This is a genomic window from Rhodococcus sp. NPDC003382, from assembly GCF_053589135.1.
Genome location: NZ_JBSFRH010000001.1, coordinates 330,522 through 355,895, shown reverse-complemented (window position 1 = coordinate 355,895; position 25,374 = coordinate 330,522). Strand labels below are relative to the sequence as shown.

Sequence of the window (25,374 nt, the reverse complement as noted above, 5' to 3'; positions counted from 1 at the left end):
ATCAGTCCTGCGGCGCTTCCGCGTTCGCGGCGGCGACGACGTCCGCCGGCAGGAACGACCACTTGTGGACGATGCCGTAACCGGGGGTCTCGACCCAGCCCGAGAAGCTTTCGGCGTCGTAGGCCCAGGTCTCCTCTGCGTAGTACAGGGGAAGGGTCGTGGGCTGACTGTTGATCAGCTTCTGGATCTCCTTCAGGACCACAACACGGTCGTCGTAGTTGTCGGTGGCACGCCACTTCTCGTACAGAGCGTCGTATTCCGGGTAGGCGATCTTCGGGGAATCCCACAGGTAGCCGGAGCGGTGCGACATGATCAGCTGCGTCGGGTCGGCGGTCCCGTGCGGGACGATGTCGTTGATCAGGAAGTCGTATTCCTTGTTGGACGACGCACTCGACAGCGAACCCGCCTCGAGGGGCTCGACGACGACGGCGAATCCGGCCTCGCCGAAGTCCTCGACGAACAGTTCGGCGGCACGGACATGCTGCGGATTGCCGCCGTTGACGACCAACTTGAACGGAGCAGGCTTCTCACCGGCCGGGTTCTCGCGGAGGCCGTCTCCGTCGACGTCCTTCCATCCGAGGGAGTCGAACAAGGCGGCGGCCTGCGCAGGGTCGTACGGGGTGTCGGCGTCGGGATCGGCGAACGGTGCATCCGGGTGCACGTAGCCCTGGGTGCTGGGTCGCCCCTTCCCCAGCGCGACGATGTCGAGCATCTTGTCGCGGTCGAACGCGAAGCTCAGAGCCGTGCGGAAATCGGCCTGGGCGAAGGGTTCACGGGTGAAGTTGATTCGCAACTCGGTGAAACCCAGCGGATCCACGTCGATGGTGCCGATGTCGTTCGACGCGCTGAACTGATCGACCAGCTCGGGAGGCAGCGCCCGGTCGACGGCGTCGACCTGCCCGGAGCGAAGCGCGGTGAATGCGGCGGAGGAGTCGGCGATCACCGGCATGATCAGTTCGTCGACGGTCGGTGCGCCCGCGAAGTAGTCGGCGTTCGCCTCGAAGCGGTATCCGGTCGTGGGGTTGTAGTCGACGAGCTTGAAGGGGCCCGTGCCGACCGGCAGATCGGTGACTTCCTTGACCTTGGCCGGGTCGACGTTCGCCCACACATGTTCGGGCAGGATCGGCAGGTCGGCGAGCGTCACGGTGCCGAGTTCCGGGCACGAGTAGTCGCAGACGAACCGCACCGAGTGCTCTCCGGTGACGTCGATCGTCGAGATCGACGGAACATCGTTGACGTGGTGGGTGAACCGCCCGGTGGGCGCGGCGTGCATGAAGTGGAAGCTGAACACGACGTCGTCGGGTGTGAACGCCTCACCGTCGTGCCAGGTCACGTCGTCGCGCAGGTCGACGTCCCAAGTCGTGGGGTTCACTTGGCGCACGTCGGTGGCGAGCCACGGCTGCGGTTCCGCGACGTACGGCGACGGCGAGAGGAGCTTGTCGTAGACCAGCTCGGTCATCTGGTCGGTCTGGCCGACGAAGATGTTCAGCGGACCGCTGTCCTTGGCGACGGCGACGGTGAGCGAGTCCGCGGTTGCCGGACCGGACGCGGCGTCCGTGGTGTCGCCGGAGCCGCAGGCGGCCACGAGGAGCGCGGGCGCAAGAACGAGGGGTAAGGCGTGAGAGCGCCGAACGGTGCGCGTCAACTGAATGTCACTCTTCTCTGATTCGGACTGAGGTCTGGCTTACCTTACTTTGGGCAACCTACATTAACAATCAATTACTGACCAGTCCGAATTTCCGCAACCCAAAAGGCCACCACTACCGGGACCGGGGTCCCAGCCGTGGTGGCCTCGTCGCAGCGCGACTCAGAGTTCGCGGAAGCGCGGAATCAGATGCTCGGCAACGTTCTTCGCCTCGTCGATCAGAGGCCAGCCGGCGAGGATCAGCGTCGTCAGACCCGTTCGGTCGTGCAGCGCCCGCACGTGCCCCGTGATCTCGTCCGGCGTTCCGGCGTAGTACACCGCCGACGACCCGGTCGCGAAGATGTCGAGCGGCGACCACGCCGTGATGCCGGCGTACAGGCCGTCACCGAGATACAGGTCCTTCGGCTCGGGCAGGCGGCCGGCGTTGATGGTGTCGACCCAGCCCTGCCGCTGCGCGTCGCGCGCGGTGAACGTCTTGAGGTCCTGCTTGCCGCCCGTGCGACGGCGTACCGCCTTGTCCAGGACGTCGGTGATCCGATCGATCCCGGCCTTCTCGAACAGGGACCGGAACCGGTCCAGGGCCTCGGCCTGCGTCGGCCGGACGATGACGCCGGAGAGGGCACCGAAGTCGGTGAACTCCCTCCCCTCGGCGGCCGCGGACTCTCGTGCCGCGGTGAACTTGGACTCGACGAACGCCGTCTCACGCAGCATGACCAGGTACGCGTCGAGCACCTTGCCGGAATTCTGCAGTCCCGCAGGCGAATCCCCGGTCCCCCACAGCGGAACGCTGTGGTCCTCGCTCGGCGCGTCGATCCGCAGCGGCGTGTTCGGGAAGTTCGACTCGGTGCCCTCGGCGTAGATCCGCCGGAAGTCCGCCCAGTACTTCTCCCCCAGTTCGTACCGCCGGTCGTGCTCGACGTTCATGTCGTACTTGGTGAGGATGTTCTCGCGGCCGTTGACGGAGTTGATCATCAGGCGGCCACCGCTGAACGCGTCGAACGTCAGCGCCTTCTCCGCGAGCAGACGCGCCGGCGTCATGTTCGCGTAGATCGCGACGAGGAACTTCATGCGCGTGGTGTGCGCGGCCGCCCAGGTCGCCGAGATGAACGGATCGTTCGGCCACGTCGCGACGAGCGCGCCGTCGAACCCGCCGTTGTCGATCGTCTTCGCCAGTTCGATCTGCCGCTGCCCGTCGACCGGATACAGCCCGCCCGGGCTCCACGGGTAGTCCCCGTCGGCCTGGGTGAGATACCAGAAAGTCTTGATGCCCATCGGTTTTCGTCCTCAGTTCGAAAGTTCGAGCGCCTCGATGCGGGCGCGGGCCCGCAGCGTGTCGGCATCGACCGCGTACAGCGCGTCGAGATAGGCAACGGCGAACGATCCCGGGCCCGTGGAGTTCTCCTCGGCGATCTCGGCGGCGACCGCGACATGGGCGTGCGCGGCGGCCAGACCGATCAACGGGGTCGGCGCCACCGCCAGGTAGGCCGCGACCAGGCCGCCGAGCGAGCAGCCGGTGGAGGTCACGCGCGGAAGCATCGCGCTGCCTCCGGCGATGCGCACCCCGGTGATCCCACCCTCGCGGTCACGTCCGACCAGGTAGTCGACGGGTCCGGAGGCCGAGACGGCGTCGGCGTGCTCGAGCAGCGCCAGCGCCGCTGGGACCGCGGCGGCAGCCTCGTCGGCGCTGTCGACGCCGCGGGTGTCGCCGCCCAACCCGGCGAGCGCGATGATCTCCGAGGCGTTGCCCCGGATCGCAGTCGGGTGCAGGGCAAGCAGATCGGCGGCCAGACCGGTGCGCCACGGCAACCCGCCGACGCCGACCGGGTCGAGGACCCACGGGGTTCCGGCCTCGCGGGCGGCACCGGCGGCCTCGGTGAACGCGGCGGCGGTGCCGTCGTCCGGGGTGCCGAGATTGACCAGCACACCGCCGGCGATCCGGGCGAATCCACCGGCCTCGTGGGCATTGTCGATGTGGGCGTTGCTGGCACCGGCCGCGAGCAGCACGTTGGTCAGGAAGTTGGCGGAGACGATGTTCGTCAGCGACTGCACCAGCGGCACCTGGGCACGCAGCGCCTCGAGCGCGGCGGCCACATCGTCGACGGTGGGGGCGTTCGTCGTGGTAGTCACAGAAGTTCCTGTCGGAGAGGGGAAGTCGGTTTCGGGACGATCAGGAGCGGCGACATCGCGTCATGTGTCACCCTCCCGGTCCTCGGAAGGCGCGGCCGTGACCATGGGCAGTGCGGGATCCGCCGTCCATTCCTCGAGCGATCCGTCGTACACGGCCAGGTCGTCGAACCCCACGCGCACCAGCGCGAGGGCGACCAGGCAGGCCGAGACACCGCCGCCGCAGTAGAGGACCACCGGGCGCTCGGAATCGGCGAGCACCGCCTCGGCCTCCGCGGACACCTCCTCGTCCGGCCGCAGCAGCCCGTCGTCGAGCAGACCCTTCGCCGGCAGGTTGAGACTGCGCGGGATGTGGCCGCGCCGCGAGTAGCGAGTCGTCGCGGTGCCCGCGAACTGTTCCGGGTCGAGCGCGCAGACCAGCGTGCCGGGGGCATCGCCCGCGCTGATGGACAGTACGGCGTCGCGGTCGCGCCACAGGCCGTGATCGGTCGGCTGTGCCCACCGTTCGGTCGCCGGGCGCGGCTCCGCCGCACCGGTCTCGACGGGCAGTCCGAGTGCAGTCCAGCGGGCGAGTCCGCCGTCGAGGACCCGCGCGGCGATCCCGATGTTGCGCAGCATCCACCACAGTCTCGCGGACCAGGTGTTCGTGCCCTGGTCGTACACCACGATCTCGGCGTCGGGTGCGATACCGAGGTTCCCGAGAGCGTGCGCGAGCCGGGCGGGTGCCGGACGGGTGAAGTGCAGGTTCGCGTCGACGGCACTGAAATCGCCGAGCAGGTTCGCGTGCAGCGAGCCGGGAATGTGGGCGCGCTCCCAATCGGCGAGACCGGATTCGGGCCGGTAGTCGCCGTCGAAGCGGGGCTTGGGGAACGAGACGGTCGCGTCGAGGATCGTGTAGGTACCCGGATTCCGGGCCAGGTCCTCGGCCCTGATCAGTACGTCTCGCCTGTCGTCGCTCACCGCAGCGACGCTAAACGACGAATAACGTATACGCAAGTATCCGGATGTCGTCGATGGCATAATCTGACCCATGACCCACGGCGACACCACCGCGGACCTGACCGGTTCCCTGCTCTCCGAGCCCCCGACCGGACGCGACGACCAGACGTCGAAGCAGTACCTGCGTCTGCGCGCGGACATCCTCGCCGGCAAGTTCCCCCGCGGCGCCGCCCTGCACGAGACTCAGCTCAGCGAGACCTACGGGGCCTCCCGCACCCCGATCCGCGAAGCGCTCAACTGGCTCGCCCACGACGGGCTGCTCGAACGCGCCACCCGCGGCTTCCGGGTGCGCTCGGGCACCGCCGAGGACGTCATCGAGATCTACGCGGCACGTGTCGCGCTCGAATCCGAAGCCGCCGGGGCCGCCGCCGTCCGGCACACCGAACTCGACATGGCACGCCTCGAACAGCTCCACGGATTCTGTTGCGCCGCAACCGATGACGCCGAGGTACGCAGCGGAAACTTCCGGTTCCACGAGGCCCTGTGGCAGGCCGCGCACAACTCGACCATCACCGCGCTGCTGGTGCGCCTTACCACCCAGCTGCGCATCTACGACTCGGGGCCGCCGTCCAACTACGGCGAACCCGACCTCCTCAACGCCGAGCACGAGCAGATCCTGGCCGCCCTGCGGGCCCGCGACGAAAGCGCCGCCCGCGAGCACATGCGCACACATCTCGAGCGCAGCCGCGAACAACGCATCCGCCTCTTCGCGCAGAGCTGACCGCTCCCCTACCGGGGTCGCCTTACCCCGTGGCCACTACCCGTGCCCGTCGTATCCGTGCGCGCTTCCGTAACCGTTGTCGGTTCCCCCGAAGACCCGCTCGACGACGGCCCGGGCTCGCCGCGTGACCCGCAGGTAGTGGTCCAGGAACTCGGAGGCGTCCCCCTCCCATCCCGCGACCCGCGCGACGGCGGTCAGCGTCTTACCCGGCCCGGGCAGCTGATCGGTCGGTTTGCCCCGCACCAGCACGAGCGCGTTGCGGGCCCGCGTCGCCAGGAGCCAGGACTCCCGCAGCAGCGCGACATCCTCCTGGCTGACCAGTTCCGCGGCACCGATCGCATCGAGCGCCTCGAGCGTCGAGGTGTTGTGCAGCGCCGGAATCCGGTGGGCGTGCTGCAATTGCAGCAACTGCACGGTCCATTCGATGTCTGCCAGGCCACCGCGGCCGAGCTTGGTGTGGGTCGCCGGATCCGCACCGCGCGGCAGCCGCTCCGAGTCGACGCGCGCCTTGATCCGCCGGATCTCGCGCACCGCCTCCTGCGACACCCCACCCTCCGGGTAACGGACCGCGTCGATCATGCGCAGGAACCGTTCAGCGAGATCGGGGTCGCCGGCGGCGGGGTGCGCACGCAGCAGCGCCTGCACCTCCCACGCCTGCGCCCACTGCGCGTAGTACGCCTGGTACGAGGCGAGTGTGCGCACCAACGGCCCACTGCGACCCTCGGGCCGCAGACCCGCGTCCACCTCCAGCGGCGGATCGGTGCTCGGCGCGCCGAGCAGCTTGCGGACCTGTTCGGCGATCTGGTTGGCCCACTTGACGGCCACCGTTTCGTCGGCGTCCGGTAGCGGCTCGCACACGAACAGCACGTCGGCATCGGACCCGTAGCCCAGTTCGGCGCCGCCGAGCCTGCCCATGCCGATCACCGCGATGCGCGCCGGCGCAGGGCCCTGCTTCTGTTCGGATGCGCGGATCACGGCGCCCAGCGCCGCCTCGAGCACCGCGGACCACACGCTCGACAGGGCCCGGCACACCTGGGGCACGTCGAGCATGCCGAGGATGTCGGCGCTGGCGACACGGGCGAGTTCGGCGCGCCGCAGCGATCGGGCCGCCCCGATCGCGCGCACCGGATCGTCGTACCGCGCCGACGACGTGACGATCGCCTTCGCGACCTCCTCGGGTTGCGGTTCGAGCAGGCGCGGACCGTTGGGGCCGTCCGCGAACAGGCGCACCACGTCGGGGGCGTTGATGAGCAGGTCCGGCACGAACGCCGACGATCCGAGCACCGTCATCAGCCGTTCGGCGACCGAGGGTTCGTCGCGCAGTGTCCGCAGGAACCACACCGCGTTGTACATCGCGTCGGACAGCCGCCGGTACGCCAGCAGGCCCGCGTCGGGATCGACTGTGTCGCTCAGCGATTCGAGCAGCTGCGGAAGAATCAGTGCCTGGATCCGCGCCTTGCGCGAGGCACCACCGGACAGCGCGGTCAGGTGTCCGAGCGCGTGTTCCGGTGCGCTGTAGCCGAGCGCCGCGAGCTGACGCACCGCACCTTCCGGGGACAGCCGCACCGCCTCCGCGTCGAGGCGGGCCACCGATTCGAGCAGCGGACGGTAGAACAGCTTGGCGTGCAGCTTGCGGACCCGGGCCGAGTTCCGCTTGATCTCGGCCTCGAGCACCCCGAGCGCGTCGTTGCGGCCGTCCGGCCGCATGTGCGCGGCACGGGCCAGCCAGCGCAGTGCCTCCCGGTCCTCGGCGGGCGGCAGGGTATGGGTGCGTTTGAGCTTCTGCAGTTGCAGCCGGTGTTCGAGCAATCGCAGGAACTCGTACGACGCCCGCAGGTTCGCGGCGTCGTCGCGGCCGACATACCCGCCTTCCGCGAGCGCCGACAACGCTTCCACCGTGTTGGGTACCCGCAGCGATTCGTCGGCGCGGCCGTGCACGAGTTGCAGCAGCTGGACCGCGAATTCGACGTCGCGCAGGCTCCCGCGTCCGAGTTTCAGTTCGCGTTCGCGCAATTCCGCGGGGACGAGTTCCTCGACGCGCCGGCGCATCGCCTGCACTTCCGGAACGAACGCCTCACGCTCGGACGCGGTCCACACCATCGGGCTCAACGCCTCGATGTAGCGGCGGCCCAGTTCGAGATCGCCGGCCATCGGCCGGGCCTTGAGCAGCGCCTGGAACTCCCACGTCTTGGCCCACCGGGTGTAGTAGGCGATGTGCGAGTCGAGGGTTCGGACCAGTTCGCCGCGTTTACCTTCCGGACGCAGCGCGGCATCGACGTCGAAGAACGCCGACGTGCCGATTCGCATCATCTCCCCGGCGATGCGGCTCGCGCGCGCGTCGGCGGGCTCCGCCACGAACACGACGTCGACGTCGCTGACGTAGTTCAGTTCGCGCGCACCGCATTTGCCCATCGCGATGACCGCGAGATCGACGGGGCACGGTCCCTCGGGGACGATCGTCGCGACCGCGACGGCCAGCGCGGCGGTCAAGGCCGCGTCGGCGAGATCCGCGAGCTTGTGTCCCACCTCGATGTACGGCAGCACCGGCTCGTTCTCGACGGTCGCCGCGAGATCCACGGCGGCGATGAGCATCAGCTGATCGCGATAGGAGGTGCGCAGCGCCGGTATCGCCGCGGGGCCGGTGAGCTGCGCCCGGTAGACGAGCGTGTCGGTGCGGCCCCCCGGCTCGGCGACCGCTCCGACGCAGTCGAGCATGCGCGCGGTGAACGTGTGCCGGTCCGGCAGCTCGAGTTTCCCGGCGAGCATGCGCCAGCGGTCCGGGTGGGCGACGACATGGTCGCCGAACGCCGCGGAGGCCCCGAACAACCCGAACAGCCGTCCCCGCAGTCCCTTGTCGAAACGCAGCGCGCCGTCGAGTTCGGCCCACCCGGCCTCGTCGAGTGCCTCCTGCAGCCGAACCAGGTTCCGCAACGCCAGATCGGCGTTCGGGGCGCGCGACAACGACCACAGCAGTTCGATGCTGTCGGTGTCGTTCCAGGCGAGCTGTTCGAGGTGGGCTGCGGCCGTGGGCTCGACGAGCCCGAGCCGGCCCGGTCCGGGAATCGCGGACCGGGCGGGTGGCGGTTTCACCACGCACCCACCCCCGGTCCCACGCCGGTCGGATCTGCCGCGATCTCCTCTGTCCGCGTCCGCACGCCATTCACCCTATCGCCGACTACAGACCCAGGTACTGCTCCAGCTCGTACGGGGTGACCTGGCTGCGGTAGTTCTCCCATTCACGCCACTTGTTGCGCAGGAAGTAGTCGAACACGTGCTCGCCGAGCGCCTCGGCGACCAGCTCGGACTTCTCCATCTCGCGCAGCGCGATGTCGAGATCGGTGGGCAGCTCGCGGTAGCCCATCGCGCGCCGCTCGGCGGAGGTCAGCGACCACACGTCGTCCTCGGCCTCGGGGGCGAGCTCGTAGCCCTTCTCGATGCCGCGCAGACCGGCGGCCAGCAGCACCGCGAACGTCAGGTAGGGGTTGCACGCCGAGTCCGGGGTGCGGATCTCCACGCGGCGCGACGACGCCTTGTTCGGCGTGTACATCGGCACGCGCACGAGCGCCGAACGGTTCGACGGACCCCAGCACGCGGCCGTGGGGGCTTCTCCGCCGTGCACGATGCGCTTGTAGGAGTTCACCCACTGGTTGGTGACGGCGCTGATCTCGTTGGCGTGCTCGAGGATGCCGGCGATGAACGCCTTGCCGGTCGCGGAGAGCTGCAGCGGATCGTCCGGATCGTGGAAGGCGTTGTTCTCGCCCTCGAACAGGCTCATGTGCGTGTGCATCGCCGAACCGGCGTGCTCACGGAACGGCTTGGGCATGAAGGTCGCGCGCACACCCTCCGCCATCGCGATCTCCTTGACCACGTAGCGGAAGGTCATCACGTTGTCGGCCATCGACAGCGCGTCGGCGTAGCGCAGATCGATCTCCTGCTGGCCGGGGGCGGTCTCGTGATGGCTGAACTCGACCGAGATACCCATCGACTCGAGCGCGTCGATCGCGTGCCGGCGGAAGTTCGGGGCCGAGCGGTGCACGGACTGGTCGAAGTAGCCACCGTCGTCGGCCGGGACCGGGGGCTGGCCGGGCTCACCGTTCTCGACGAGGAAGAACTCGATCTCGGGGTGCACGTAGCAGCTGAAACCCAGATCCGACGCCTTGTTCAGCTGGCGGCGCAGCACGTGCCGCGGGTCCGCCCAGCTGGGGGTGCCGTCCGGCATGGTGATGTCGCAGAACATCCGCGCCGAGTACTGGTGTCCGCGATCGTCCATCCACGGCAGCACCTGGAAGGTCGTGGCGTCCGGCCGCGCGACCATGTCGGCCTCGGAGATGCGGGAGAAACCCTCGATGGCCGAGCCGTCGAAACCGATGCCCTCCTCGAAGGCTCCTTCGAGTTCGGCCGGGGCGATCGCCACGGATTTGAGCGTCCCGACGACATCGGTGAACCACAGGCGCACGAACCGAATGTCGCGCTCTTCGAGGGTGCGGAGCACGAACTCCTTCTGGCGATCCATAGTGGCGAGACTAGGCACTGGGAGTTAACTCCGTGTTACATCGGTGAGTTATCGATGCGGCGTGTCGCTCACAACCGCTACGGGTCAGCAGTGCGGGTCGGATTCCGGCACCTCGAGGGACACCAGATACCGGATCACCGGGTCGTCGACGCACCGCTGCCCGTCGAGCACCACGGTGTGCTGGGTCCCGGTGAAACTGATGAGCGCGCCGCCGAGCTGACGGGCCAGATCCACGCCGGCCTGATAGGGGGTCGCGGGATCCTCGGTGGTCGAGACCACCAGCACCGGAGGCAATCCCGGAACCTCCGGAGTGTGCGGCTCGCCGGTGTTCGGCACCGGCCAGAACGCACACAGATCCAGCGGGGCCTGCCCGGTTCCGCGGCCGTCGTCGAGGAACGGCGCCGCCTCCCGGAACCGGGTGTCGGCCTCGCCGGCCAGGGCCCGGTCGGTGATCCGCGGGTCGTCGACGCACCGGATCGCGTTGAACGCGTCGTTGACGTTGTTGTAGGTGCCGTCCTCGCCCCGCCCCTCGTACATATCCGCCAGCAACAGCAGCGTGTCGCCGTTGCCGTCGGCCAGCGACCGCAGGCCGCCGCGCAGCGACCCCCACAGACTCGGCGAGTACAGGGCCTGCTGCACACCGGTGATCGCGTCGCGGTGGCTGAGTCCGCGCGGGTCGGTGGTCCGGGCCGGGGCGGTGATCAGCGGGTCGACCAGCGCCCGGAACCGCGCGACGGCCTGCGTCGGATCGGTGCCGAGCGCGCAGGTGTCGTAGCGGGCACAGTCCGCGGCGAACGCATCGAACGCCCGCTGGAAACCGGCGGCCTGTAGCACCACCTCCTCGACGGGTTCCTGCTCGGGGTCGAGCGCGCCGTCGAGGACGAGGGCGCGGACCCGGTCGGGGAACGTCTCGGCGTAGACCGTGCCGAGCCGGGTTCCGTACGAGAAACCCAGGTAGTTGAGCTTCTCGTCGCGGAGCACGCCGCGGATGACGTCCATGTCGCGGACCACCTCGCGGGTACCGACGTGGGCGAGCAGATCGAGTCCGGACCGCTCGACGCACGCGTCCGCGTACTCCTGGCTGTGTTTCTCGCTCGCGGCGATGCCCTCGGGGGACATGTCGCCGTCGTCGCGGGCCCGTTCCGCGTCGGCCTCCGCGTCGGTCAGGCAGCGCACCGCGGGCTCGGACGCACCGACCCCGCGCGGATCGAAACCGACGACGTCGAATCGTTCCGCGAGTTCGGTGGACGCGGCGACGGTGGCCATGCCCAGACCGGATGCCCCCGGTCCGCCCGGGTTGACCAGCAGGGATCCGATCCTGTCCCCGCCCGCGCGCACACGCGAGATCGCGATCTTCGCGGTCGCACCGTCCGGGTCGTCGTAGTCGAGGGGAACGGTGATGCGGGCACATTCCGCGCCCTCGCGCCCGAGGCGGGGACCGTCCGTGCCGTAGCCCGCGCAGGACTCCCAGGTCACGGGCTGGGTGTAGAACTGCTCCAATCCGTCCGGAACTCCGACCGGTTCGGCCGGGACCGCCCTCGTGGTGTCCGACGGGGAGCCGCAGGCGGTGGCCAGCGCGAGACCGGCGACTGCCAGGCCGGTGAGGACACGGGATCGCAGTCCGGGGGTGAGGATCGGCACTCCAGCGATGCTAGCGACGCGCGGTCCGGCGCCGCCGCGAGCGACCGCGGCCGGGCGGCTGCGACGAGCGGGAATGTGACCAATCGCACGACGCGCCCGGTACACGCGCGGAGCGTGCGGTGGCAGACTCGAGATCGTCATCACCAACCCGGGGACCCCGCACGGGCCTCGAGGCAGAAAGGGACAGCGATGTCCGACAACATGACTTCCGTGTACGGCGGCGCTGCCGCGTCCGATGCCCCCAAGCGCAAGACTCGCGTGCATCACCTGCAGGCGATGAAGGCCGAGGGCCGACGCTGGGCCGAGCTGACCGCCTACGACTACTCGTCCGCACGCATCTTCGAGGATGCGGGCATTCCGGTGCTGCTCGTCGGCGATTCCGCCGCGAACGTCGTCTACGGCTACGACACCACCGTCCCGGTCACCGTCGACGAGATGCTGCCGCTGGTACGCGGCGTCGTCCGTGGCGCACCGCACGCGCTGGTGATCGCCGACCTGCCGTTCGGCACGTACGAGGCGTCCCCCGAGCAGGCGCTCGCGACCGCGATCCGGTTCATGAAGGAGGGCGGCGCCCACGCGGTGAAGCTCGAGGGTGGCGAACGGGTCGCCCCGCAGATCGCGGCGATCACTGCGGCCGGCATCCCGGTGCAGGCCCACATCGGCTTCACCCCGCAGTCCGTCAACACCCTCGGCGGGTTCCGGGTGCAGGGCCGTGGCGACGGCGCCGAGCAGCTGATCCTCGACGCGATCGCGGTCCAGGAAGCCGGTGCGTTCTCCGTCGTGATGGAGATGGTTCCGGCCGAGCTGGCCGGTCAGGTCACCCGCAAGCTGACCATCCCCACCGTCGGCATCGGCGCGGGCAACGAGTGCGACGCGCAGGTGCTCGTGTGGCAGGACATGGCCGGCTACACCAGCGGCAAGACCGCCAAGTTCGTCAAGAAGTTCGGCAACGTCGGCGACGAACTGCGCCGCGCCGCGGCCGACTACGCCGCCGAGGTTGCCGCGGGTACCTTCCCGGGCCCCGAGCACTCCTTCTGATCCCACTTCCCTGATCCCGGTCCCGACGGGTGTCACGGCCATGCCGTGGCACCCGTCGTCGGCATTCGGGGCCGGCAATTCACCCGGGATGGCCTCCGGACGCGTCCTCCGGTTACAGTAACCGCCGGTAGCGGGCGGGCCGGTCGGTCACGTCCGGGGGGTATCACGGACATCCTTGGGGGCTCTGGGATGAAGCGGCGTCGTTTCCTGCAGGCATCGACCCTGGCGGCTGCTGCCGTCGCGTTCGGGCCGGGGCTCGCAGGATCGCGGTCCGCGTCCGCGCTGCCCGTGGGGACCGACACCTACCTGCGCCTGGTGCCCGAACTGTTCGCCGCTCCCCCGACCGCACCCGACCACTCCGAGGTCATCGTCGTCGGATCCGGTTTCGGGGCCAGCGCCGCGGCGCTGCGCCTGGCCGAGTCCGGCAGCCGCGTCACCGTCCTCGAGCGCGGCCTGCGCTGGCCGCGCGATCCGCAGCGGGAGATCTTCACCACCGACCTGCTCGCCGACGGCCGCGGCCTGTATCACCGTGTGGCGTTCATCGGCCCCACCGGTGTCCCGGTGACCTGCGACGACTTCGCCGGGGTCCTCGACGTGGTCGACTACCCCAACCTGTCGGTGTGGCGCGGCGCCGCGGTCGGCGGCGGCTCCGTCGTGTTCACCGGCGTGATGATCGCGCCCGAGCAGCGCTTCTTCGAGCACGTGTTCGGCTCGCGGCTCGACTACCGGGAGATGACCTCCACCTGGTATCCGAAGGTGCGCTCCATGCTGCGCCTCGATGCGATGCCCGACGACATCTACGGCGCCCCCGAGTTCACGCACTCGCGCCGGTGGGACGCGGACGCCCGCGCGGCCGGCTACACCCCGCATCGCATCGACGGGATCTGGAACTGGGACGTCGTGCGCGACGAACTCGCCGGGCGGGTGCGGCGCTCGGCGATCGCCGGCGAGAGCAACCTCGGCAATTCCAACGGCGCCAAGTTCGACCTCACACAGAACTACATTCCGGCCGCCGAGGCCACCGGGCGCGCACTCGTGTGCCACGCGCATCGCGTGCTCGCCGTCGGTCAGGAACCCGACGGCCGCTACCGCGTCGACGTCGAGATCGTCGACCCCTTCGGCACCGTGCTGCGGACGCGGACGCTGACCTGCGACAGGCTGGTGCTCGGCGCCGGCTCGATCGGCACCACCGAACTGCTGCTGCGCGCCCGCCACACCGGCGCACTGGCGAACCTCGACGACCGCGTCGGTCGTGGCTGGGGCACCAACGGCGACGCCGTGCTGGTCCGCTCCTTCGCGCTCACCGACGGATTCGCCGGCGACCAGGGCGCCCCGTCCGCCTCCCGGATCGTCGACGAGTCGGGCATGCCGCTGAGCCTCGAGAACTGGTTCGTCGCGGGCACCGCGAAGGACGTGGGCATGCTGGCCTCGCTCGGCATGACCCTCGACCCGCGCCGCGCCGAGGTCACCTACGACGCCGGCGCCGGCCGCGCCGTCGTGAACTGGCCGGCGGGCGGGGAACGGGAGAGCGTGGAAGCCCTGCGCGCCGTCCACGACGCGATGGCCGAGGCCGGCGGCACCGTGCCGGGCGCGCGGCCGATGGCTCCGGATGTCAATGCGTCCTTCACCGCCCATCCGCTGGGCGGTGCCGTCCTCGGCGAGGTCACCGACGGCTACGGTCGCGTGCACGGTCATCCGGGCCTGTACGTCGTCGACGGCGCTCTGATCCCGGGCAGCACCGGCACGGTGAATCCGTCGCTGACGATCGCCGCGCTCGCCGAACGCAACATCGCGCGGATCATCGCCGAGCGCGGCTGACGGGTGACGGACGGCACCATCGCAGTGGTGACGAACGGCACCGCCGTCGTGCGGTCCGCGGGTGGCAGACTCGGTGTCGACATCGACCGCTCGACCTCCGAGGTGACTCCATGACCGGACTCCGACGCACGCTGACCGCGGCCGTCGTCGCTGCTGCCACGATCACCGTGCTCGGTGCCTGCGCCCCGGGATCCGAACCCGCGCCGAGTGGTTCGACCAACCCCGCGCCGCCGACCGCCGAGACCACTGCCCCGGCGGCGCTGCCGGGTGGGGTCACCGAGACGCAGGCGGCGGATCTGTGCACCCGGATGGAGGGGGAGCTGCAGAGCTGGCGCACCTACACCCCGTCGATGAGCAAGCCCGGCCTGAACCTGCTCGTCGGCGAGTGGGCCGCCAACAACGGCATCGATCTGATCGCCCTGGCCGGGGACCGCGCCCGCATCGACGAGATCACCACCGCGCAGTGCCCGGACGTTCGCGACGAGGCGCTGAGGGCGCTCGAGATCCCCGACTTCGCGTCGGCGCTCGTGGGTTACTGATGACCGAGTTGCGCAAGCCCTATCCGCCGATCGAGCCGTACGAGCAGGGCATGCTCGACGTCGGCGACGGCCAGCAGGTGTACTGGGAGATCAGCGGAAACCCGGACGGCAAGCCCGTGGTGTTCCTGCACGGCGGCCCGGGTGGCGGCACGTCCCCGCTGCATCGGCAGTTCTTCGATCCCGGCGCATACCGCATCGTGCTGTTCGACCAGCGGGGCTGCGGCCGGTCCCTTCCGCACGTGGCGGACGGCGCGGACCTCTCGACGAACACCACCGGCCATCTGTTGGGGGACATCGAACTGCTGCGCACCCGGCTCGGGATCGATCGCTGGCAGGTCTTCGGCGGATCGTGGGGATCGACGCTCGCGCTGGCGTACGCGCAGAAACATCCCGACCGGGTCACCGAACTCGTCCTGCGCGGGGTGTTCCTGCTGCGGCGCAGCGAGATCGACTGGTACTACAACGGCGGGGCCGGGCAGATCTTCCCGGACCTGTGGGAGAAGTTCTGCGCCCCGCTGGCGGGTGCGGAGCCCGGCGAGCATCCGGTCGACACCTACCATCGGCTGCTGCACTCCCCCGATCCCGAGGTCGCGCTCGAGGCGGCGGTCGCGTGGTCGACCTGGGAGGGCGCGACGAGTTCGCTGCTGCCGCGGCCGGAACACGTCGCCGAAACCGGGGAGCCGCGTTTCGCGTTGGCGTTCGCCCGCATCGAGAACCACTACTTCCGCCATCGCGGATTCCTCGACGAGGGTCAGTTGCTGCGGGATGCGCACCTGCTGAACGGCATTCCCGGGGTCATCGTGCAGGGACGCTACGACGTGGTGTGCCCGGCGACGAGCGCGTGGGCACTGCACCGGGCGTGGCCGGAGTCGACGCTGCAGATCGTCGACGACGCCGGACACGCCGCGAACGAGCCCGGCATCACCCACCACCTCGTCGAGGCCACCGACCGGTTCCGGTGAGCCCCGTTCGGTCTCCTCAGCCGGCGAGGAGACCGAATCCGACGACGGCCGGGTCCGATGCCCAGTCCAGGCTGTGCACCCGGATCCGGCCCATCTCGTTGCCGCCGACCGTGATCGCGGTGGTGCCGTCGACCGCGACGACGATGTTGGTGTGCTGACCGACCCAGCTGGTGTTGTCGTAGAGCACCACGTCACCGACCTCGGGACCACGGCCGGAGCCGGCGGGCACGAATCGGCCCTCCTGCTCGTAGTACTCCTGCAGCGTGTACACGCCGGGGATCCGCCAGTGCCCCGAATTCGGGTTGGACAGCGGCATTCCGGCTTCGCGCATGATCCAGCTGACGAAGTCGGCGCACCACGGTTCCTTCACGCCCTCGGAATAGAAGGTGCCGGGCCGCTGCGCGTCGTGTTCCTGCTCGAGCAGCTCGACGACGCGGGCCTGCTGCGGCGACAACGCGGTCGTGTCGATCTTCGGGAACGGTTCGGTGTCCCACGGCAGATAGCGGCTCGGCGCGAGCCACAGCACGAACCCGGCCGCGGCCGCGAGCACCGCGACGACGGCGACGAAAACGGCGGCGAGACGGCGGTTCCGGGATCGGCCGGAACCGGTCGGGGTGTCGGATCGGGTGTCGGTCACGCCGTCGACGGTACCGTCACCTCGAGTACGCGAACTGCACCTTCCGCGTCACCGGGTCGGCCACGTCGAGCGTGACCCGCACGTGGGTGCCGTCGTCCGGCTCGCCGCTGCACGGGGCGATGACGGTCTCGGACGGGACGAACACCTGCGCGTCGCGCCGGCCGTTCGCGCCCCGGATGACGGTCGCGTCGAACTGTTCGCCCACCCGCGGCGCCAGCACCGTCGCCTCGGTCAGGTCGATGCAGGTGCGGGCGATCTTCCCGGCGATCGAATCCGACGCCGACATGATGTCGGGCATCGCGGCCAGCTCGTCCCGGATTTGCTGCGGCACCGGCTCGCCCGCGCTGACGGCCAGGCACACCTCGGTGGCGTAGCGGTCCGACAACCGGCGCAGCGGCGCGGTGACGTGCGCGTAGGGTGCGCCGATCGCGCCGTGCACGAGAAGATCCGGCAGCGACCCGTCGAGCGGTCGATACGATGCGCCGCGCAGCAGTGCCGGTGCCTCGCTCATGAGCACCAGCGTGGTGGGCAGGTTCGCGTCCAGGCCCGCCAGGAAGTTGCCGACGGACACCTCCGCCGGCCACGGAACGTTCAGCGCGGCGGCGGTGTGCCGCAACGCGGCAACCGCTTCCGGGTCGGCGGGCGGCAGCGTGCGCAGCAGCCCGACCTTCGCCTCGATCATCATCGACGCCGCGCACATGCCGGTCAGCAGCGACACCTGAGAGTTCCAGTCGTCGGCCGCGGTGCGCGGTTCGATCTGCAGCGTCCAGCCCTTACCGTCGGCGACGACGTCCTGCTCCGGCAACCGCAACTCGATCGCGCCGCGCGCCCGCGCCGCGGCCTGACGCAGGCGACCGAACTCGGGCAGCGCCGCGATCGACGGATGCAGCGTCCCGGCCACCGCGTCGGCCTGCACCCCGGCGTAGTCCAACCGCGCCGCCGAACGCACCAGCGCCCGCCTCACCGTCACGGAGACGGGTTCGGCGGCCGCGTCGAGTTCCATCCGCCACAGCGCCGCGGGCCGGATCTCACCGGGCAGCAGACTCGCCGAGCCCTCCGCCAGCTCCCGCGGATGCAGCGGGACCGAACCGTCCGGCAGGTAGTAGGTCTGGCCGCGTTTGTGGCTCTCCTTGTCGATCGCACCACCCGGTTCGACGACGGCGTGCACATCGGCGATCGCGTAGTGCAGGACGAACCCGCCGTCGGCGGTGCGTTCGAGATGCAGCGCCTGATCGAGGTCCATCGACCCGGGCGGATCGATCGTCACGAGCGGCAGGTCCGTGCGGTCCTCGCGCTCGGCCGCGAAACGGTCGACGGTCTTCTCCGCTTCCGCGATCGCGGACGCGGGGTAGCGGTCGTCGAGCGCGAATTCGGCGCGGACGGCACCGAAGTCGATCGCGGGCGCGACGACAATGCGTGTGTTCACCACGGGCGCGTGAGGCTCCTCAGTTGTTCCACTCTTCGTCGGCGGCGTCCGCGGCCTTGTTGCGTTCGGCCGCGATCTCGAGCGCGCGCTCGGCGGTGGCTCGGTCCGGATAGGGACCCATCCGATTCAGTGCGTTGGGATCCTTGCCCTGGGAGACCTTGCCGGTGCTCACGTCGTAGTACCAACCGTCGTCACTCATATCGACAGTCTGCCGCAACGGTGGGCGAGAACGGGCCGAACCCGCCGGTCGGGCGTGGCTGGTACCGTCGCGTCCGGTCCCCCGAACCCGATACGAGAGCCGAGGAGAACCACATGTCCTACCTGATCTTCGACAACCTGCTGCCCTACCTGGGTGCCGACGCGGCTACCTACTGGGCGCAGCTGCTGGTGGTCGGCCCGCTCTGACCGGACCCGCTCCGGTCACCCGGCGGTGCCCGTGAAGGGCGGACGAGTCGGCCTGTAAGCCGGATCCTGTCCCCCGCCGAGGCGGGGTGGCGACCATCCATCTGGGCACACCGTCACCGGGTACCTCGAGCGGTCCACCCGCAGGCTCGGGCGAGCAGCCCTCGAACACCTGCGCAGCCGCACCGCCGCCCCGAGGGGGTGGTGGTGCGGCCTTCGACCTTGCTCCGGGCGGGGTTTACCGAGCCACCCCGGTCACCCGGGGTGCTGGTGCGCTCTTACCGCACCGTTTCACCCTCACCTGCCCCGAAGGGCAGGCGGTCTGTTTTCTGTGGCACTGTCCCGCGAGTCACCTCGGGTTGCCGTTAGCAACCGCCCTGCTCTGTGGAGTCCGGACTTTCCTCGGCTCGGGGCCTGACACCATTCGGTGCCGGTTCCTCGATCCGCGGCCGCCCGGCCAACTCGTCCGCGTCGACCACCATACTGCCCCGCCTGTCGGTGACGCGAACTACGGTGCCGTCCATGACGCGTTACGTGGCTCTGCTGCGAGGGATCAATGTCGGCGGCATCACCATCAAGATGGCCGACCTGAAGGATGTGTTCACCCGACTCGGCTACGGCGACGTGCGTACGGTGCTCGCCTCCGGCAACGTCGTGTTCGGCTCGGAGAAGACCGACCCGGCCTCGTTGAAGGCGGAGATCGAGGCGACTCTGGGTGCCCGCTTCGGTTACGAGGCGTTCGTGTTCGTGCTCGAGCAGGCCCGATTCGCCGGTCTCGCCGATGCCTGCCCGTTCGAGGAGAACCGGGACGGCTGGCACACCTACGTCGTCTTCGTGGCCGACCCGGTCGTGCGCGAGGAATTGCTCGGTATTGCCGTGGACCCGCAGATCGAGCAGGTCGCGCCGGGTGAGGGCGTCGTCTACTGGCATGTCGTCAAGGGGTCGACACTCAGCAGTGCGTTCGGGAAGGTCGCGGGCCGTGCCCGGTACAAGTCCGTGACTACGACCCGGAACATGCGTACGATCCGCAAGTTGCAGGGGTAATCCGGCTCCTGCCCTCGGAGAACTCTGCTCTCACGAGGTTCGGCGAAGGGGCGGGCGTGACGACACCTCCGGATTCGGTGAGGACCGTCGAGGGATCGTCGGTGGAGCGCATGCTCCGCATCTTCGACGTCACACCCAGCGGCGAGAATCGGTTCACCGGTGAGAGCGACGGCGGCGGCCGGCGCGTCGCCGATGCAACCCAGTTGCTCGCCCAGGCGATCGTCGCAACCGCGAAGCGTTTCCCCGACAAGGAGATCCGGTCCGCGCGGGCAGTGTTCGTGCGCGCCGTCGACTCGGAGATTCCGGTCGACTTCGAGGTCGAGGTGCTGCACGAGGGCCGCACGATGGCCGACGCGGAGGTCGCCGTCTGCCAGAACGGCCGCCGGCACGCGATGGTCTCGGTGCTCGCCGACGTGCCCACCGGCGACGTCGTCCGACACCACGCTCCCCGGCCGCAGGTCGCCGGTCCCGAAACCGCTCATCCGGTACACATGCCCATGACCGGCCGCGATCTGCGGGTCGTCGACGTGGTGGACGTCCGCAGCCCGGAGGAGGTCGGGCCCCCGGAACTGCACGCGTGGTTGCGCTACGACCCCGTCCCCGAGCGCGCCGACCTCGCCAAGGCGCTGCTCGCGCACTTCACGAACCACCTGTCGGTGTCGGCGACGCTGCGCGCGCACGCGGGGGTGGGCACGAGCCAGGCGCACCGGACGATCTCGACCGGGGTCGTGACGGTCACGGTCGCCTTCCACGAACCGGTCCGCTGGGACGGATGGCTGCTGTACTCGCACGAGAGCACGCAGGTCGGCTCCGGCATGTCGTACGTGCGCGGTCAGGTGCACACCGAGTCCGGTGACCTGCTCGCGTCGTTCACGCAGGAGGCGATGATCCGGCCGATCCGGCCCGAGGACGCGGTGATTCCGGCCGCGTCACGGCTGTGAGCACACCCCGAACCGTGCCCGACCGATCCGAACGAGGACACCCATGAGCACAGGAACCGACAGCACCCGTTCCCCCGGCTTCGCGGCCCGGCCCGACTACCGCGTCGACATCCACGCGCGCCGCAACGTGGTGCGCGCAACCCTGAACGGCGTGCGCCTCGCGGAGACGAGCGGGTCGCTGCTCGTCGACGAACAGGACCACGGGCTGGTCTTCTACTTCCCCCGCGCCGACGTCCTCGTCGATCTCGCAACGTCCGACGCCCCGTCGACCCGCTGCCCGTACAAGGGGGAAGCCACCTACTGGAGCGTCGAGGGCGACGGCGGGGAACCGCTGTGCTGGAGTTACGACGATCCGTACGAGCAGGTCGCTCGTCTGCGCGGGCACGTCGCGTTCTACCAGGACCGTGTCGACGTGTCCGTGCACCAGGCACATCCCGCGGTCTCCGGCCGCTGAGGCAGCACCGCTGAAGACAGACAGGAACCCGAATGCCCCGCAAGCTCAGGAATCTCGCGATGATCGCGGTCGCGGGAATCACCGTCGCGGCGCCGCTCGCCGCGCCGGTGGCCGCCGCCGACCCGGCCGGTCGCTCCGGCGAGTACACCGACTTCTACCTGCCGCCCGATCCGCTGCCTGCGGGCTCCCCGGGGGACGTGCTGCGCGTCGAGCCGTCGGTGGCGGCGATCGTGCCCGGCACCCCACTCGCGATCGATGCCACCGTCACCCGGGTGATGTACCGGAGCGTGGGCGCGGCCGGGGACCCCGTGGCGGTCACCGGCACCGTGCTGGTCCCCACCCTGCCGTGGGCCGGGACCGGACCGCGCCCGACGGTGATCGTCGGCCCGGGCACGCAGGGCATGGGCGACCAGTGCGCGCCGTCGAAGCTCATGGTCTTCGGCCAGGAGTACGAGTACCTGCAGATCGCGCCGCTGCTCGCGCGCGGCTACGCCGTGGCCGTCACCGACTACGAGGGTCTGGGCACGCCGGGGATCCATCCGTACCTGAATCGGGAATCGCAGGGTCACGCGATGCTCGATCTGGCGCGGGCCGCACGGTCGCTGACCGAGCTGGGCATCGCCGAGGACACCCGGTTCGCGTTCTGGGGATATTCGCAGGGCGGAATGAGCTCGGCGGCCGCCGCGGAATTGAAGGACAGCTACGCACCCGAGTTGCCGGTGGTCGGGGCGGTCGCCGGATCCCCGCCCGCGTCCCTGGCCGATCTCGCCGTCGCCGGCGACGGCTCCATCCTGTCCGGTGGGATCGGCTGGGTCGTCAACGGCTTCGTCGCGGCCTACCCGGACGACGCCGAGGAGATGCTCGCGGTGTTCAATCCCGAGGGTCGCGCGGTCCTGGACCGGGCCGCGGACTCCTGCGTGTACGACTTCCCGCTGATGAATCCGTTGGCGCCCACCACCCGGTACACGCTCGACGGGCGGCCCATCGCCGACTATCTGTCGGCGGAGCCGTGGGCGAGCGCGGTGAAACGGCAGGAACTGGGCAACACCCCTCCGTCGGTCCCGATGTTCGTCGGGCAGAACGCCGCCGACGATCTCGTGCTCGTGACAGGCGTCGACACGATGGTCGGGAAATGGTGCGCCGCAGGGGTATCCGTCGACTATCAGCGGTATCCCATACCCCCGGTCCTGGAGAAGACCGTCGTCGGGCACGGGGTCGGGTTGCTGCCCGCGGCCGCGCAAGGCCTGGAGTGGCTCGACGCGCAGTTCGCCGGCGGACCGACCGGCAACAACTGCGGCGCCTGAGTCTCAGTCGCCCGTCACCACCGGTTCGACGTCACCTCCGCACCGTCACAGGTGCGAGGTGTCGTTGACCAGCCGCACCGAGGATCCGCCGTCGGCGAAGAACTCTGCGATCGACAGCGACGCCAGATCCAGGTGCAGCCGGTAGAGCAGCGAGGGCCCGGCGTCGAGCGCGAACTGCAGCATCGTCTTGATCGGCGTGACGTGCGAGACCAGCAGCACGGTCTGTCCCGGATATTCCCGGATCAGCTCGTCGCGGACCTTCGCGATGCGCGCGTTGACCTCGTCGAAGCTCTCCCCCTGCGGTGGCCGCACGGAGGTGTCGCCGAGCCACGCGCGGTGCAGGTCCGGGTCCCGGTCGGCGGCTTCGCGGAACGTCAGGCCCTCCCAGGCGCCGAAATCGGTTTCGGTGAGACCGTCGTGCACTGCCACGGGCAGGTCCAGGGCCCGGCCTGCCGCCGCGGCGGTGGCGCGTGCCCGGTCCAGCGGCGACGAGACGATCGCCGCGACGCCGCCCCGCTTCCCGATCCGGGTCGCCGCAGCCTCGGCCTGCGCACGACCGAGATCGGTGAGCTGCGGGTTGCCCCGCCCGGAATAGCGCCGTTCGACCGACAGCGGGGTCTGGCCGTGCCGCAGCAGCAGGAACCGGGTGGGTGAGCCGACCGCTCCGGTCCAGCCGGGTGCGGTGTTCTCGGCCGGTGCGGTGTTCGCGGCCGGTGCGGCCGTGGGAGCCTCCACCGTCACCGGGTCGACCGCTCCGACCACCCCGGCGGCCGCGGCGTCCATCGCCTCGTTGGCGAGCCGGTCCGCGTACGCGTTCTGCATGCGCGGGATCCACGTGAAGTCGACGCGGTCGAAGCCGGCCGCGAGCTCCCGGGCCCGCGCAGCGAGCGGAATCATGTCCGGGTGCTTGATCTTCCAGCGTCCCGACATCTGTTCGACGACGAGCTTCGAATCCATGCGCACGTCGACGGCGTCGGCGCCGAGTTCACGGGCCGCGGTCAGACCGGCGATCAGTCCCCGGTACTCGGCGACGTTGTTGGTGGCGATGCCGATGCTCTCGCTGCGTTCGGCCAGCACCGTGCGGCGGTCGGCGTCGAACACGACCGCGCCGTAGCCGGCCGGACCCGGATTACCGCGCGAGCCGCCGTCGGCTTCGACGACGACGGTCGTCACTGCCCGGCTTCCTTGCGGACCAGGATCGCGTTGCATTCTGGGCAGCGCACCAGCACGTCGGGTGCCGCGGCGGTGATCCGGGCGATCTCGCCGCGGTCCAGTTCGAGGCGGCACGCGCCGCAGCGGCGGCCCTGCAGCAGCGCTGCGCCGATGCCGGCGCGTTCGCGCTGCTTGTCGTAGGCGGCGACGAGGTCGGCGGGGAACGAGTCGACGAGGGTGGCACGGTCGGTGCGGCAGCGCTGCTCGGCGACCTCGATGTCGGCGAGCGCTTCGTCGCGCAGCCTCTCGGCCGCGGCGATCTCCTCGTCGATCTTCGAGACCTGCGCGCCCGCGTGATCGTGATCGGCCTTGGTGGCCTCGCGCCGTTCCATGACCTCGAGGAGTTCGTCCTCGAGTGCCGCCTGACGACGTTCGAGGCTGCTCAGCTCGTGCTGCAGTTCGGTGAGCTGCTTCGCGCCGACCGTTCCGCTCTCGAGGAGCTTGCGGTCGCGATCACCACGCTGGCGGACCGCATCGACCTCGGTCTCGAGTTTACGGATGTCCCGGTCGAGGTCGTCGAGGACGATCTCGACGGCGACGGCCGCGTCCTTGCGGCTGGTGCGCTCGGCTTCGAGACGTTCGACCTCCTGCTGCTCGGGCAGGGTGCGACGCCGGTGTGCGAGACGGTTCAGCTCGGCGTCCACGGCGGCGAGGGACAGAAGCTTGGACTGCACGGCGGGTTCGACGTTCACGCGGGTGGTTCCTGCTTTCGAGAACTCGGAGTAGGGGCTTCGGAGGGGACGGTCGTAGCTGATTACGGTACCGCGCGCGGGTGCGTCACCGGGCGGCGGTCGTCCACGGGTCGGTGCGCAGCTCACTGACCCGCGCGGCCCACCCCGGGCGATCCCCGAACGCGGCATCGAGTACACCGCGGGCCTGCTCGCACCACGGGTATTCGCTGGCCCAGTGCGCGACGTCGACCAGCGCCGGGCCGCCGGCGCGCAGGTGCTCGTCGGCGGGGTGGTGCCGCAGATCGGCGGTGACGTAGGCGTCGACGCCGAGTTTCGCGACGGTCCCGAGGAACGAGTCGCCGGATCCGCCGCACACGGCCACGGTGCGGATCTGCCGGTCCGGGTCGCCGGCGCCGCGCACACCCCATTCGGTGGTGGGCAGCGCGGCCGCGACCGTCTCGGTGAATGCGCGGAAGGTCTGCGGTTCGGATAGTTCGCCGACGCGGCCGAGGCCCCGGGAGCTGGGCAGTTCGGCCAGTTCGAACACGTCGAAGGCGGGTTCCTCGTAGGGGTGCGCCGAGCGCAGGGCGGCGAGGACCGCCGAGCGGGCGCGGCGCGGCGCGATCACCTCGATGCGATCCTCGGCGACCCGTTCGAGTTCGCCGACGCTGCCGATCGCCGGGTCCGCGCCGGTGAGCGGCCGGAACTGTCCGGTGCCCGAGGCGGTCCAGCAGCATTCCCGGTAGTTGCCGATCGCTCCCGCCCCCGCGGCGAACAGGGCGTCGCGCACGGTGTCGGCGGCCTCGGACGGAACCATCACCACCCACTTGTCGGTGGCCGGTTCCGGCTTCGGTTCCAGGGGTCGCAGCCCGGTCAGGCCGAGCGCCTGCGCGAGCGCGTCGGACACGCCGGGGTCGGCACGGTCCGCGTTGGTGTGGGCGGTGAACAGGGCGCAGCCGCCGCGGATCAGCTTGTGGATCAGTGCGCCCTTCGGGGTGTGGGCACCGACGGTGTCGACACCGCGCAGCAGCAGCGGATGGTGCACAAGCAGCAGCTGCGCTCCCCACGCGAGGGCTTCGTCGACGACCGCGGCGGTCGCGTCGACGGCCAGCAGCACCTTGCTCGCCGGTTCGTCGGGGTCACCGGCGACGAGGCCGACCGAATCCCACGACTCGGCCAGCGACGGCGGGTAGGCCGCCTCCAGCACCCCGATCACCTCACGCAGCCGCACCTCACGCAAAGTCGCCGCCGACACGTGCCCTCCTCGCCCGTCGTCCGTCGTT

At 70.1% G+C, this 25,374-nt stretch carries 22 protein-coding genes and 1 other RNA gene; 9 read left to right on the top strand and 14 right to left on the bottom strand.

What is annotated here, in order from left to right; translation table 11 throughout:
* Window position 1 precedes the first annotated feature (1 nt).
* The 4 genes from ACWDUD_RS01860 to ACWDUD_RS01845 form a co-directional block, all read right to left on the bottom strand.
* Window positions 2-1,585 carry an ABC transporter substrate-binding protein gene (locus tag ACWDUD_RS01860; protein ID WP_450108129.1) on the bottom strand — a complete coding sequence of 528 codons (1,584 nt, stop codon included), beginning with the start codon at window positions 1,583-1,585 and terminating at the stop codon, window positions 2-4.
* A gap of 222 nt (window positions 1,586-1,807) precedes the next feature.
* Window positions 1,808-2,917 carry an LLM class flavin-dependent oxidoreductase gene (locus ACWDUD_RS01855; protein WP_197250996.1) on the bottom strand — a complete coding sequence of 370 codons (1,110 nt, stop codon included), beginning with the start codon at window positions 2,915-2,917 and terminating at the stop codon, window positions 1,808-1,810.
* Window positions 2,918-2,929: 12 nt separating this feature from the next.
* Complete coding sequence (thiM, locus tag ACWDUD_RS01850; protein WP_197250995.1) at window positions 2,930-3,772, bottom strand: hydroxyethylthiazole kinase; 843 nt, start codon at window positions 3,770-3,772, stop codon at window positions 2,930-2,932.
* A 60-nt stretch (window positions 3,773-3,832) separates the two neighbouring features.
* Complete coding sequence (locus ACWDUD_RS01845; protein ID WP_248675306.1) at window positions 3,833-4,729, bottom strand: sulfurtransferase; 897 nt, start codon at window positions 4,727-4,729, stop codon at window positions 3,833-3,835.
* 70 nt (window positions 4,730-4,799) lie between these two features.
* Here ACWDUD_RS01845 and ACWDUD_RS01840 point away from each other — a divergent pair, with 70 nt between their 5' ends.
* Window positions 4,800-5,489, top strand: a complete 690-nt coding sequence (locus ACWDUD_RS01840) for a GntR family transcriptional regulator (protein ID WP_197250993.1) — start codon at window positions 4,800-4,802, stop codon at window positions 5,487-5,489.
* A 36-nt stretch (window positions 5,490-5,525) separates the two neighbouring features.
* Here ACWDUD_RS01840 and ACWDUD_RS01835 read toward each other — a convergent pair whose 3' ends face one another.
* The 3 genes from ACWDUD_RS01835 to ACWDUD_RS01825 form a co-directional block, all read right to left on the bottom strand.
* Complete coding sequence (locus tag ACWDUD_RS01835) at window positions 5,526-8,582, bottom strand: bifunctional [glutamine synthetase] adenylyltransferase/[glutamine synthetase]-adenylyl-L-tyrosine phosphorylase (RefSeq protein ID WP_197250992.1); 3,057 nt, start codon at window positions 8,580-8,582, stop codon at window positions 5,526-5,528.
* Window positions 8,583-8,664: 82 nt separating this feature from the next.
* Window positions 8,665-10,002, bottom strand: a complete 1,338-nt coding sequence (locus ACWDUD_RS01830; protein ID WP_197250991.1) for a glutamine synthetase family protein — start codon at window positions 10,000-10,002, stop codon at window positions 8,665-8,667.
* Between the two features lie 84 nt (window positions 10,003-10,086).
* Entirely contained in the window at window positions 10,087-11,637 is a 1,551-nt protein-coding gene (locus ACWDUD_RS01825; protein WP_450108151.1) for an alpha/beta hydrolase, read from the bottom strand.
* A gap of 195 nt (window positions 11,638-11,832) precedes the next feature.
* On the opposite strand from ACWDUD_RS01825, the gene panB reads away from it, so the two are divergent.
* From panB to pip, 4 genes are all read left to right on the top strand, one after another.
* On the top strand, window positions 11,833-12,681 hold the full coding sequence (panB, locus tag ACWDUD_RS01820; RefSeq protein ID WP_197250990.1) for a 3-methyl-2-oxobutanoate hydroxymethyltransferase: 849 nt from the start codon (window positions 11,833-11,835) through the stop codon (window positions 12,679-12,681).
* A gap of 189 nt (window positions 12,682-12,870) precedes the next feature.
* Window positions 12,871-14,499, top strand: coding sequence for a GMC oxidoreductase (locus ACWDUD_RS01815; RefSeq protein WP_248675308.1), 1,629 nt, complete (start codon window positions 12,871-12,873; stop codon window positions 14,497-14,499).
* A gap of 110 nt (window positions 14,500-14,609) precedes the next feature.
* Window positions 14,610-15,038, top strand: coding sequence for a hypothetical protein (locus ACWDUD_RS01810; RefSeq protein WP_197250988.1), 429 nt, complete (start codon window positions 14,610-14,612; stop codon window positions 15,036-15,038).
* On the top strand, window positions 15,038-16,000 hold the full coding sequence (gene pip / locus ACWDUD_RS01805) for a prolyl aminopeptidase (RefSeq protein ID WP_450108128.1): 963 nt from the start codon (window positions 15,038-15,040) through the stop codon (window positions 15,998-16,000). Before ACWDUD_RS01810 ends, pip begins: the two co-directional genes overlap by 1 nt.
* A gap of 16 nt (window positions 16,001-16,016) precedes the next feature.
* On the opposite strand, the gene ACWDUD_RS01800 is transcribed toward pip, so the two are convergent.
* The 4 genes from ACWDUD_RS01800 to rnpB form a co-directional block, all read right to left on the bottom strand.
* A complete protein-coding gene (locus tag ACWDUD_RS01800) occupies window positions 16,017-16,637 on the bottom strand; it encodes a CHAP domain-containing protein (RefSeq protein ID WP_450108127.1) in 621 nt (206 codons plus the stop codon).
* A gap of 16 nt (window positions 16,638-16,653) precedes the next feature.
* Window positions 16,654-18,066, bottom strand: a complete 1,413-nt coding sequence (locus ACWDUD_RS01795) for an RNB domain-containing ribonuclease (RefSeq protein WP_197250985.1) — start codon at window positions 18,064-18,066, stop codon at window positions 16,654-16,656.
* A gap of 16 nt (window positions 18,067-18,082) precedes the next feature.
* Window positions 18,083-18,262 (bottom strand): hypothetical protein, encoded by a 180-nt coding sequence (locus ACWDUD_RS01790; RefSeq protein ID WP_197250984.1) that lies wholly within the window; start codon window positions 18,260-18,262, stop codon window positions 18,083-18,085.
* Window positions 18,263-18,507: 245 nt separating this feature from the next.
* Window positions 18,508-18,930, bottom strand: an RNA gene (gene rnpB, locus ACWDUD_RS01785) — RNase P RNA component class A.
* Window positions 18,931-18,987: 57 nt separating this feature from the next.
* On the opposite strand from rnpB, the gene ACWDUD_RS01780 reads away from it, so the two are divergent.
* The 4 genes from ACWDUD_RS01780 (at window position 18,988) to ACWDUD_RS01765 (ending at window position 22,208) form a co-directional block, all read left to right on the top strand.
* On the top strand, window positions 18,988-19,509 hold the full coding sequence (locus ACWDUD_RS01780) for a DUF1697 domain-containing protein (RefSeq protein ID WP_197250983.1): 522 nt from the start codon (window positions 18,988-18,990) through the stop codon (window positions 19,507-19,509).
* A 110-nt stretch (window positions 19,510-19,619) separates the two neighbouring features.
* Entirely contained in the window at window positions 19,620-20,450 is an 831-nt protein-coding gene (locus ACWDUD_RS01775; RefSeq protein WP_197251017.1) for an acyl-CoA thioesterase, read from the top strand.
* 43 nt (window positions 20,451-20,493) lie between these two features.
* Window positions 20,494-20,904 (top strand): DUF427 domain-containing protein, encoded by a 411-nt coding sequence (locus ACWDUD_RS01770; RefSeq protein ID WP_197250982.1) that lies wholly within the window; start codon window positions 20,494-20,496, stop codon window positions 20,902-20,904.
* A gap of 32 nt (window positions 20,905-20,936) precedes the next feature.
* Window positions 20,937-22,208, top strand: coding sequence for a lipase family protein (locus tag ACWDUD_RS01765; protein ID WP_248675309.1), 1,272 nt, complete (start codon window positions 20,937-20,939; stop codon window positions 22,206-22,208).
* A 45-nt stretch (window positions 22,209-22,253) separates the two neighbouring features.
* Here ACWDUD_RS01765 and ACWDUD_RS01760 read toward each other — a convergent pair whose 3' ends face one another.
* The 3 genes from ACWDUD_RS01760 to ACWDUD_RS01750 form a co-directional block, all read right to left on the bottom strand.
* Window positions 22,254-23,417 (bottom strand): bifunctional RNase H/acid phosphatase, encoded by a 1,164-nt coding sequence (locus ACWDUD_RS01760; protein ID WP_248675310.1) that lies wholly within the window; start codon window positions 23,415-23,417, stop codon window positions 22,254-22,256.
* The gene (locus tag ACWDUD_RS01755; RefSeq protein WP_197250980.1) at window positions 23,378-24,112 is read right to left on the bottom strand and encodes a zinc ribbon domain-containing protein; all 735 of its coding nucleotides are present in this window, start codon (window positions 24,110-24,112) and stop codon (window positions 23,378-23,380) included. The genes ACWDUD_RS01760 and ACWDUD_RS01755 overlap by 40 nt, the downstream gene beginning before the upstream one ends.
* Window positions 24,113-24,197: 85 nt before the next feature.
* A complete protein-coding gene (locus tag ACWDUD_RS01750) occupies window positions 24,198-25,331 on the bottom strand; it encodes a Nif3-like dinuclear metal center hexameric protein (protein ID WP_197251016.1) in 1,134 nt (377 codons plus the stop codon).
* Window positions 25,332-25,374: the final 43 nt, after the last annotated feature.

Excerpts from the sequence above, each read along its gene's own strand:
- pip (WP_450108128.1), top strand. The coding sequence starts at position 15,038 with ATGACCGAGTTGCGCAAGCCCTATCCGCCGATCGAGCCGTACGAGCAG.
- ACWDUD_RS01775 (WP_197251017.1), top strand. The coding sequence starts at position 19,620 with ATGCTCCGCATCTTCGACGTCACACCCAGCGGCGAGAATCGGTTCACC.
- ACWDUD_RS01780 (WP_197250983.1), top strand. The coding sequence starts at position 18,988 with ATGACGCGTTACGTGGCTCTGCTGCGAGGGATCAATGTCGGCGGCATC.
- panB (WP_197250990.1), top strand. The coding sequence starts at position 11,833 with ATGTCCGACAACATGACTTCCGTGTACGGCGGCGCTGCCGCGTCCGAT.
- ACWDUD_RS01815 (WP_248675308.1), top strand. The coding sequence starts at position 12,871 with ATGAAGCGGCGTCGTTTCCTGCAGGCATCGACCCTGGCGGCTGCTGCC.
- ACWDUD_RS01765 (WP_248675309.1), top strand. The coding sequence starts at position 20,937 with ATGCCCCGCAAGCTCAGGAATCTCGCGATGATCGCGGTCGCGGGAATC.
- ACWDUD_RS01760 (WP_248675310.1), bottom strand. The coding sequence starts at position 23,417 with ATGCAACGCGATCCTGGTCCGCAAGGAAGCCGGGCAGTGACGACCGTC.
- ACWDUD_RS01855 (WP_197250996.1), bottom strand. The coding sequence starts at position 2,917 with ATGGGCATCAAGACTTTCTGGTATCTCACCCAGGCCGACGGGGACTAC.
- ACWDUD_RS01840 (WP_197250993.1), top strand. The coding sequence starts at position 4,800 with ATGACCCACGGCGACACCACCGCGGACCTGACCGGTTCCCTGCTCTCC.
- ACWDUD_RS01770 (WP_197250982.1), top strand. The coding sequence starts at position 20,494 with ATGAGCACAGGAACCGACAGCACCCGTTCCCCCGGCTTCGCGGCCCGG.
- ACWDUD_RS01830 (WP_197250991.1), bottom strand. The coding sequence starts at position 10,002 with ATGGATCGCCAGAAGGAGTTCGTGCTCCGCACCCTCGAAGAGCGCGAC.
- ACWDUD_RS01810 (WP_197250988.1), top strand. The coding sequence starts at position 14,610 with ATGACCGGACTCCGACGCACGCTGACCGCGGCCGTCGTCGCTGCTGCC.
- ACWDUD_RS01790 (WP_197250984.1), bottom strand. The coding sequence starts at position 18,262 with ATGAGTGACGACGGTTGGTACTACGACGTGAGCACCGGCAAGGTCTCC.